Origin of the sequence: Spirulina sp. 06S082 (assembly GCF_034932145.1) — a bacterium.
In the GTDB taxonomy this organism is placed as follows: domain Bacteria; phylum Cyanobacteriota; class Cyanobacteriia; order Cyanobacteriales; family Spirulinaceae; genus CCY15215.
Map to the genome: position 1 here is coordinate 1 of NZ_JAYGHV010000186.1, position 9,117 is coordinate 9,117.

General features: G+C 41.5%; 10 protein-coding genes. 3 read left to right on the top strand and 7 right to left on the bottom strand.

What is annotated here, in order from left to right:
- From VB714_RS13495 to VB714_RS13510, 4 genes are all read right to left on the bottom strand, one after another.
- Positions 1–554 (bottom strand): glycosyltransferase (locus VB714_RS13495; protein ID WP_323224983.1); only part of this gene is annotated, 554 nt, incomplete at its 3' end.
- A gap of 3 nt (positions 555–557) precedes the next feature.
- Positions 558–1,124 carry an acyltransferase gene (locus VB714_RS13500; protein ID WP_323224985.1) on the bottom strand — a complete coding sequence of 189 codons (567 nt, stop codon included), beginning with the start codon at positions 1,122–1,124 and terminating at the stop codon, positions 558–560.
- The gene (locus VB714_RS13505; protein ID WP_323224987.1) at positions 1,121–1,561 is read right to left on the bottom strand and encodes an FdtA/QdtA family cupin domain-containing protein; all 441 of its coding nucleotides are present in this window, start codon (positions 1,559–1,561) and stop codon (positions 1,121–1,123) included. Before VB714_RS13505 ends, VB714_RS13500 begins: the two co-directional genes overlap by 4 nt.
- Positions 1,521–2,633 (bottom strand): DegT/DnrJ/EryC1/StrS family aminotransferase, encoded by a 1,113-nt coding sequence (locus tag VB714_RS13510; RefSeq protein ID WP_323224988.1) that lies wholly within the window; start codon positions 2,631–2,633, stop codon positions 1,521–1,523. The genes VB714_RS13505 and VB714_RS13510 overlap by 41 nt, the downstream gene beginning before the upstream one ends.
- A gap of 82 nt (positions 2,634–2,715) precedes the next feature.
- Between VB714_RS13510 and VB714_RS13515 the strand changes: the two genes are divergently transcribed.
- Positions 2,716–4,167 carry a DUF2079 domain-containing protein gene (locus VB714_RS13515; protein WP_323224990.1) on the top strand — a complete coding sequence of 484 codons (1,452 nt, stop codon included), beginning with the start codon at positions 2,716–2,718 and terminating at the stop codon, positions 4,165–4,167.
- 60 nt (positions 4,168–4,227) lie between these two features.
- Here VB714_RS13515 and VB714_RS13520 read toward each other — a convergent pair whose 3' ends face one another.
- Both VB714_RS13520 and VB714_RS13525 read right to left on the bottom strand, forming a co-directional pair.
- Complete coding sequence (locus tag VB714_RS13520; protein ID WP_323224991.1) at positions 4,228–5,157, bottom strand: hypothetical protein; 930 nt, start codon at positions 5,155–5,157, stop codon at positions 4,228–4,230.
- Between the two features lie 302 nt (positions 5,158–5,459).
- Positions 5,460–6,875, bottom strand: a complete 1,416-nt coding sequence (locus VB714_RS13525) for a phospholipase D-like domain-containing protein (RefSeq protein ID WP_323224992.1) — start codon at positions 6,873–6,875, stop codon at positions 5,460–5,462.
- 123 nt (positions 6,876–6,998) lie between these two features.
- Between VB714_RS13525 and trmB the strand changes: the two genes are divergently transcribed.
- Positions 6,999–7,649, top strand: a complete 651-nt coding sequence (gene trmB / locus VB714_RS13530; protein ID WP_323224994.1) for a tRNA (guanosine(46)-N7)-methyltransferase TrmB — start codon at positions 6,999–7,001, stop codon at positions 7,647–7,649.
- 3 nt (positions 7,650–7,652) lie between these two features.
- Here trmB and rpsF read toward each other — a convergent pair whose 3' ends face one another.
- On the bottom strand, positions 7,653–8,009 hold the full coding sequence (rpsF, locus tag VB714_RS13535) for a 30S ribosomal protein S6 (RefSeq protein ID WP_323224996.1): 357 nt from the start codon (positions 8,007–8,009) through the stop codon (positions 7,653–7,655).
- Between the two features lie 242 nt (positions 8,010–8,251).
- On the opposite strand from rpsF, the gene VB714_RS13540 reads away from it, so the two are divergent.
- Positions 8,252–9,019 (top strand): fumarylacetoacetate hydrolase family protein, encoded by a 768-nt coding sequence (locus VB714_RS13540; protein WP_323224998.1) that lies wholly within the window; start codon positions 8,252–8,254, stop codon positions 9,017–9,019.
- The last annotated feature ends 98 nt before the right edge of the window (positions 9,020–9,117 follow it).

The window sequence follows — 9,117 nt, forward strand, 5'->3', positions numbered from 1 at the left end:
AAAATTTGTCCAGTAATATGAGAATTCTTTTCCTGCATGGATAATAAAACATCAGCAACTGGACGAGAAATCATAAACATATCTGCCCCTGTTTTTGGCCATTCTGACCAAAAATAGTTCCTTAAACGGTGAAATAAATGGGAAGATATTCGATCAAATAAACGATCTGCAAGAGTCCTTCTAACAGCCCAAGCAACATCATATCCTTGTTGAATTTCTAAAAATAATCGATGGACTAGATCGGGAGGTTCTTGTAAGTCTTGAGGAAGAAAAGTGATGTAATCTCCGGTTGCATTTTGAATGCCCGCTAGAATGGCAATATATGATTTAAAATTTCTGGCTAGTCGAATGGCTTTAAAGATAAAATTTTTTGGTTTTAAACTACGCACGAGGTCAAAAGTTTTATCTTTAGAGCCATCATCAACAAAAATAATTTCTGTGTCAAAATAATCCTGATTTGCTAAGGCAAGTTTTTCTAATTCTTCAGGAAGAATATCCCAAAGATGTTCGGCATAATATAAAGGAATAACAATCGATATTTTAGATTTATTCATTTTTTATACAGTTGGTTGAGATTTTACTTTTCTACCTTCTTTATCAACCCATCCCATGTGTTTTGCGGGAATACCTCCGACTAATTCAAAAGGTTTTACGTCTTTAGTAACAACAGCACCCGCAGCAACCATTGCATAAGTCCCTACAGTTAAACCACATAAAATAGTAGCATTTGCCCCTAAAGATGCTCCTTCACAAATCAAAATTGTGCCGCGATACCAGCTTTCATCTTTATCTTCAAAATAGCGCTTTTGTAGATCGGGATTGCGATGAGAACGGGGATACATATCATTTGTAAAAGCAACATTAGGACCGATGAAACAATAATCTTCAATTTTGATTCCCTTCCATAGAGAAACATGGGTTTTAATGGTGACACCCTTACCAATTTCTACACCAGATTCAATAAAAACATGATCGCAAATGTTACAATCTTCGCCAATTTTAACTTCTGGTAAAATATGAACGAATGCCCAAATTTTCGTGCGATCGCCTATCTCTTCTGTCTCAACAATTGCTTGGGGATGAATATAAGTATTTTCGGGCAGAGATAATCGATAATTGTTCATTGATGATTATTTTTGGAAATTTCCAGAAACTGTTGATAATCGCGAATATAATCTTCAGTTAAGTAATGCTCAGAAGCAAGGACAACTAGAACAGAATTTTGATGATAGATTAAATCTCCCCAAACTAGAGGTTTTTGATATAATCCCATCGCTGGATCGTTTAAACAAAACTCGTATTTCTGAAAGCCATCGTGTAAGATTACTTTTACTTCTCCTGCTACGCAAATAAGGATTTGGTGTAAATTATGATGAGCATGGCCTCCTCGTTTCATGCGATCGCGGCAACCATAAACCCAATAGGTTCTTTGAATGGGAAACGGACAAGTCTTTTGTGCTTCAGCAACTGCAAGATAACCTTCTTCTCGAGAGCCAATTGTAGGAAATTGAATCAATAGTTCATCTTTGTTGATAAAAGATTTTAATTCGGTTGATGACATAATCTTGCTGTTCTTTTGTTAAACTAGGATAAAGAGGTAGGCTAAGTTCTTCCTGTGCAATTTTTTCGGTAATGGGTAGGGAAATTTTAGCCCAAGATCGATCGCGGTAGCATTCTTGTTGATGAGAAGGAATGGGATAATGAATCAATGTGCCAATTTCAGACTCTTTAAGAAATTGTTGCAAGCGATCGCGCTCTTCCACTAGAATAGGAAAAATATGATAGACGGCATTGGCATTATAGGGTAACAAGTAAATTGGCAGGCTGTGGGACAAATCTTGTAGGTTTTCAATATACCGTTTGGCTAAATGTTTCCGTTCTCTGTTTTTGACCTCTAATTCCGGTAATCTGTGCCGCAGAATAGCTGCTTGAATTTCATCTAAACGACTATTCCAACCTGGGAGTTGATTATAATATTTTTCCCCCGAACCATAATTTCGTAATAGCTTGACATTTTGGGCAATTTGTGCATTAGACGTAACAACGGCACCGCCATCTCCCAAACAACCGAGATTTTTAGTGGGAAAAAAGCTAAATGCACTCGCATCTCCCCAGGAACCGACAGGGCGATCGCCAATCTTCGCTCCATGGGCTTGAGCGCAGTCGTCAAAGAGTAGTAAGTTATATTGGCGGGCAATTGCCTCTAGCTTGTCCATAGGCGCAGGTATGCCGTATAAATGGACGGTAAGGATGGCTTTGGTGCGATCGCCTATCTTTTCGACAATGCGATCGCAGTCGATTTGCAAAGTCTCCCAACAAGGTTCCACGAGAATAGGAATCGCTCCAATTTGCGTAATGGCCAAAATGGTTGCAATGTAAGTATTCGCAGAAACAATAACTTCGTCGCCCTCACTAATCCCCCCCGCAAGTAACATTAAGCGCAACGCATCTAACCCATTTCCCGTGCTGATGCAATATTCAGCTTGACAAAATGCCGCAAACTCCGTTTCAAATTCTGTTACTTCTCGACCTAAAATATACCAGCCCGAGTCAATAACCGAAGCGATCGCGGCCAGAAGGCGATCGCGATCGTGATGAATACCAAGAAGATTCAAATAGGGAACTTGTACCAAAACAAATGATCGGCAAACAATTATCAACTATGATATTACTGCTTTGTCGTTTTTGAGGATAGTGCGATCGCCCTGTTGATACATGACCGAAACCGACCAACACGCAGAAATCGCAATGAAGAATGAACGATCGCCCATCACTCATTATCCATTATTAATGACTGTTGGTAGTGCTATTCTCTTTTTTCTGCTGGCAACACTTCGACACGCTTTATTCAAATCGAATGCTTACGATCTGGGCTGGTATGACCAGTATATCTATTTAATTAGTCAAGGATTGCCGCCTATTGTTTCTTTTCGAGGACCGCAAACATTTCATTTATTGGGGGATCATGTTGCCATTATTTGCTATCCCCTCGCCCTACTGTACAAGATTTATGCAACAGTTCATTGGTTATTTGCCCTCCAAGCGATCGCCTTAGCTGGGAGTTGTTGGTTAGTCTGGTTGCTGTCCCGACAAAGTGGTTTAAAAGAAACCGATGCAACCATGATGGCGGCAGTTTATTTACTGTATCCTCTTATTTTTAACGTTAATATTTACGACTTTCACCCAGAAGTTTTAGCAATTCCGGGGATGTTGGGTGCAGTTTGGGCTGCGAGAGAGAGAAAATATATTTGGTTTTGCAGTGCGATCGCCCTAATTTTAAGCTGTAAAGCCGTTCTTTCCCTAACAGTGGCTGCTATGGGGTTTTGGTTGTTTTTCTTCGAGAAACGGCTTAGGTGCGGCGCGATCGCCCTCTTATCGGGCAGTATGTGGTTTATCGGGACAACTCAATGGATCATTCCCCAGTTTCTCGGCATGGAACAAACCTCAGTTTCTAGGTATGGTTATTTAGGGGATTCTGTTCTAGAAATTGCCTTAAACCTCTTTCTCAAACCCGATTTGGTTTGGGGTCATATTTTCTCCCTCGCGACACTGGAATATTTAGCTTTACTCTTTTTACCCGTTTTCTGGGGACTCTCAGCCCGTCATTTTGCCCCCTTTATTCCAGCACTCCCAGCACTCCTGTTAAATATTCTCTCTCAGGAATACGCTCAACGCAATCTCGTCCGCCATTATTCCGTCCCGATCTTCCCTTTTATCATTTTGGCACTAATTGCAGCGCGATCGGCTAATTCGGCTTGGATTCGCGATCGCCGGGTAATTTTAGCCTGGAGTCTTTGCGGGTTTTTAGTGTTGGGTAAATATTATTTCTTTGGTAAGGTTTATTTAGATTCCCTCGATACATGGCAGGCAAACCGAGAGGCGATCGCCCTCATTCAACGTAGGGGTTTGGTCTCCAAACCCTCCCCAGTCCTTGCACCATCTCAACTCATTCCCCATCTCAGCCATCGAGAAATCATCAGAATTCCCAGTCCTGAAACTCCATTAGATACTTTGCAACAGTTTAAATATATTTTGCTCGATCGCCGTCATCCTGGTTTTGCCAGTTCCACGGAAACCGTTATGGGTTTAATTGCAGCCCTGGACAAGAATACTCGCTTTGAGCGCATTTACCAACGAGATGAAGTATTTCTCTACCAACGCCATTAATTAATTGTACAGGATTAATTGTACGGGTTTGGTCTCCAAACCCCATAAACACGATGAGATTTAGGCGTTTTTGCGACGGAACTTAGAACCACCCAAAACGAAGGCAGCTAAAGCCATTGTCATGCCTGGTTCAGGAATATCAACAGGTACTTCTTCAACAGGTTGTGATTCCACATACTCAAAGTAAGCAACGGCACCACTGACATTGTTATATTCAACTTTGACATCTTTCACGCCGTCGAATGTACCATTATCATTTTTGAAGCGATACTCTCTCAAAGAGTTGTCCCCCTCTAAAGAATTACCGTCCCAATCGACAGATAAAAGAGTTTCCTCAATATAGTCTAGGTAGTTACTATCATCGATAATGAAAGAATTGCGGGTTGCATCGGTATACTCGAAAGTAAAGGATAGTTTCTTATTCCGAATAATTGCTTCATCAAGATCGACAAAACCAAACTTCTCAAATGTCACCCCATTGGCAAAGAAGAGATTATTATTGTCTACTTGTGTATTGAACTTCAAAGAAACTTCTCCCCCTTTTGCATCATCATCTGGATCGAAGTAATCGCTATTTTCTTGAAGAATCAGGACATTGCCTTGAGCTTCAGTATCGTAATCGTACCAACTACCACCATTTTTATATTTACCCTTTCCCGTTGCTAAGTCAGGGTCTCCTCCAGTACAAACATCCGTAAAACCATTAAGGGAGACCCCATTGCTTCCACCTTTTCCTTTGCAATTGGTATCATAAAGTACAAGACCGTAATCAGTTGATCTGTTGTTCTTACTATCAAAGGTGACACCGTAATCTTTTTTGTATTGGTCGGTAATTAGAGTTTCGTCTCCTGCTGTTCCCGCTAACCCTTCGTCAAAGTTAATGGTAAAAGCATTTGCAGCACCTGCTGATAGTGTTCCTAAGCCGATCGCGGTTGTGGCTGCGGTCAGGAGAGAATATTTGGTGATTTCGGAAGCAACTTTAAGAATCATTTTTAGGTGGTCTCCGTTTCAAGTGAAATTTAGTGTAATTAAGATGTTTAGATGTAGTTCCCCGATTTTGACTGGTGTTAGAGCCGCTTTGGCCTTGCTCTATCCTTGTCTATACCCATTCTGCCCAATTTTTATGCGATGTCTAGAGCAATAAGGCAATCTTTACTGAATCTTGATCCAATTCATGGCAATTGTAAAGTTTCAATGTAATGTTTGGCGATCGCGATCGCATCTTTGGTGTGTTTCACTGTTTCCATATTACCCAGCTTTTTCTTTTCTGTGGAGAAAATGTGTTTCCGGCTCTATTTCTGACGACAATTCTGTTCTCGTTCGGCTATTTTCTTCTGTAGTTCAGAAGACAGACCCAGAAACGAGTTATTGTAAAGGCGATTGAATTCGCGATCGTAATGAGCGGCAACAACAGGATTTTCAATAATCAAGAGGGTTTCGTCATTATTATTATTGGCGGTTGCCGACCAATTATGAGAACCTGTAATAACCGTTGTGCGATCGATAACACCAACTTTGTGATGCAACACATCTCCAGACGGTAAATTGGGAATGCCTACGGTTGAGATGGGATTTTGCCAAGGACGGTTTCCCGGTTCGTAACTGCATTTCTTCTGACTCATTGCTACTCCTAGCATATCTAAGCCTTCGCTATATTCTCGAAAGGCGAAACTCGGATCGATGAGGGCTTTCACTTCTACTCCTTGTTGGTGACGACTGCCGATCGCATCCACCAATTTTTGCTCGGAGAAGACAAATAAGGCTAAGTTGATTTCCTGTGTTGCTTTATTTAAGGTTCTCGCAATTAAACCATTACTACTTTCTTGCCAACTTTTAGACGCAGAAACGGGAGAAAATTGAACGGTAATTGTAGATTGGCCAATTTGCAGTTTTTGAGGCGATCGATAGGGCTTTTGTACGCCAAATTTAGAATTGGGTTTTTTCCCTACTCCATCCCCCCACATCCAATTAAATTCTTCAATAAACAAACTTGCCAACATTGTGTCATTAATTTTCAGTATATTGTTGGCATTTCCCCGACTTTCTGCGGTTGTCAAATCACCATGAGTGCCGCTTGTCGTCCAATTCGCGGATCCCGTTACTACGGTAAACCTGTCTACCACCATAAATTTATGGTGCATTAACCCGGAGCCTTTGGAACCATCGGCAGTATCGTCAATGACGGGAATGCCTGCATTACGGAGGATCATTAAAGCATCGCCGCGATCGATTTCTGCTTGAGAAATAATTTTATTACGATCGCGATCGACTAAGGCGATAAATTCTTCGTAGCGGCTGCGATCGCGATCGCTGAGTTGTTTGATTTCGCTTTCACTATACTCACTCCAGGAACGACTATAGTTATTCTCTAAAATAACCCGCACTTTTACACCCGTTTTCTGTTTTTCTGCAAGGGCGAGGGCAATATTCGGTAAGCGAAACTCTTGTACGGCTATATCTATCGTTGATTTAGCTGTATTAATGGCATCAATAATAACTTGTTCGAGATTGTCTCCTGGTCGCGTAATGTTACGGTAAGGATCGGTATAATCTGCCCCTTTTGCTTGATTTTGATTCATGTAGACTTGCACAAAGGTATCTTGAGGAAGAGGATCGGGGCGATCGCTTTGTTCTAAACGACGCTGACAACCACTCAGGAATAGAAGCGCAACCCAAAAAAGAAGGCAAAAACGCGAAGACAACTGCATGAAAAAAATCAGCCTGCTATTTTAAAGGATGATCTTCAGTGTACATGAAGTTTTGTAATATCGTTATTATGGTTGTAGGGTGATGCGATCGCCCAAAAATCTTGCTATTAGGAGAATTTATCTTTGACCCGAGTTCGAGTTCGCCAGCACGTTAACCCATTAAGCAGTAAATATCAAATTCCCCTCACTCCTCCAGACTGGAGGCAAATTTACGCCGATCCTCAACAACCGTTACATTTAGATATTGGCTGCGCTAGAGGGCGATTTATCCTAGAAATGGCACAATTGCAGCCTCAGAGAAATTTTCTGGGGCTAGAAATTCGCGAACCCCTCGTGACAGAAGCAAATCATCAGCGCGATGAATTAAAATTGCCTAACTTGCATTATCTTTTTTGTAACGTTAATATTTCTCTCTCCATTTTGCTCGAATCTTTACCCGATCGCGTTCTCGACTGCGTAACGATTCAATTTCCCGATCCGTGGTTTAAAAAACGCCACGTCAAGCGTCGTGTCGTACAACCGGAATTAGTGGAGGAATTGGCGCGATCGCTTCCTGGGAGTGCAACAGTATTTTTACAATCAGATGTGGAAGCGATCGCCACAGAAATGCGCGAACAATTTCAACAGTATCCCCAATTCTCACAAAAACACCCAGAACAATGGCTAGAAAAAAATCCCTTTCCCGTGACAACAGAAAGAGAAAGGGCAACTTTTGCGAAAGGCGAACCCGTTTATCGCTGTTCGTTTTTTAAAGAGAATGAGAATGAAAATTAAGAATTAGGCTTCTGCTGCAACGGGTTCAGCTTCTTCTTCTTTTTCCTCTTCTGCTTTTGACTTATCTTTGCGATCGCTGAGTTTGATAGTTAAATAACGAATCACTTCCTCACTAAAACGCATTGCTTTCTCTACTGGTGCAACTTGTTCCCCTTGAGATATATAAGTAACAAGAACAAAAGTTCCATCTTGAAACTTTTTAATCGGATAAGCCAGTCGCCGCTTGCCAAGGACTTGAACGTTAATCTCCGTCGATCCGTAATCCCCCAGCATTTGTTTGTACTTATCAATCGTTTCTCTCATCCGCTCCTCTGATAAATCGGGACGCAGAACAAACATCATTTCGTAACTTCGGCTCATTTGTAGTTTCTCCTTGTGGACAATGTGGCTTCTTTCGGTTGGCTAAATGCGAGCGATCGCTAAATGTTTCTTAATTTTTGCTCAACGATAAAGAAGCAAGGATTTACAATTCTACTACGATCTAGGTTAATCTTGGTTATTTGTTGGGGTCAATGTTCCCTCATCCCAATTTTGGCAGACTTTGAACGTCGCGATTGTCTGGCGATTGTCCTGGTTTATTATTTTTTACATATTCTTGTACTATGGCAAAACGCTACGTCCGAATCCAAAATTCCCAAGGACAAACGTTTTACGGACTGTTGCAACCCGATCGTAATGTCCAAGTCTTAGATGCTCCCCCTTGGCTGGGAGGACAACCCACAGATTTAATTTTAGACGGGGAGGAATACACCTTGCTTGCGCCCTGCGCTCCCTCTAAAATTATTGCTGTCGGAAAAAATTATTCCGCTCATGCTGAGGAAATGGGAACGCCTGTTCCAACGGAGCCTTTACTCTTTTTGAAACCCCCTACAACCGTCATTCCCCACCACAAACCGATTATTTATCCCTCTCAATCTCAACGGGTTGAATATGAAGGAGAATTAGCGCTTGTTATTGGCGATCGCCTGCGTTCTCTTTCCCCAGAAGAAGCAGAAAGTAAAATTTGGGGCTATACTATCGCCAACGATGTAACGGCACGAGATTTACAAAGGAAGGATAATCAATGGACGCGAGCAAAAGGATTTGATAGTTTTTGTCCTTTGGGTCCTTGGATAGTCCGAGAATTAAGTGCAGGAGCATCATTAGAAACCTTTCTCAACGATGATAGCAAACCTCGACAGTCTGCTTCTATCGAACAAATGGTTTTTTCTCCCACGGTTTTAGTTTCCTATATTTCTCAGATCATGACCTTATTGCCAGGAGATATTATCTTAACCGGAACGCCCAAAGGTGTAGGAGAATTACAGCATGGCGATCGCGTTCGCATTAAAATCGAAGGAATTGGCTCTTTAGAAAACCCCGTGCAATGAATAACAGGTAACAATCATTTAATTAACCATTTATCGGACTTGATTATTAGCTGCTTCTGAAATCACCGGAATCTCCGCATATACTCCGCGAAAGCACT

Excerpts from the sequence above, each read along its gene's own strand:
- VB714_RS13500 (WP_323224985.1), bottom strand. The coding sequence starts at position 1,124 with ATGAACAATTATCGATTATCTCTGCCCGAAAATACTTATATTCATCCC.
- VB714_RS13505 (WP_323224987.1), bottom strand. The coding sequence starts at position 1,561 with ATGTCATCAACCGAATTAAAATCTTTTATCAACAAAGATGAACTATTG.
- VB714_RS13515 (WP_323224990.1), top strand. The coding sequence starts at position 2,716 with ATGACCGAAACCGACCAACACGCAGAAATCGCAATGAAGAATGAACGA.
- VB714_RS13520 (WP_323224991.1), bottom strand. The coding sequence starts at position 5,157 with ATGATTCTTAAAGTTGCTTCCGAAATCACCAAATATTCTCTCCTGACC.
- VB714_RS13525 (WP_323224992.1), bottom strand. The coding sequence starts at position 6,875 with ATGCAGTTGTCTTCGCGTTTTTGCCTTCTTTTTTGGGTTGCGCTTCTA.
- rpsF (WP_323224996.1), bottom strand. The coding sequence starts at position 8,009 with ATGAGCCGAAGTTACGAAATGATGTTTGTTCTGCGTCCCGATTTATCA.
- VB714_RS13540 (WP_323224998.1), top strand. The coding sequence starts at position 8,252 with ATGGCAAAACGCTACGTCCGAATCCAAAATTCCCAAGGACAAACGTTT.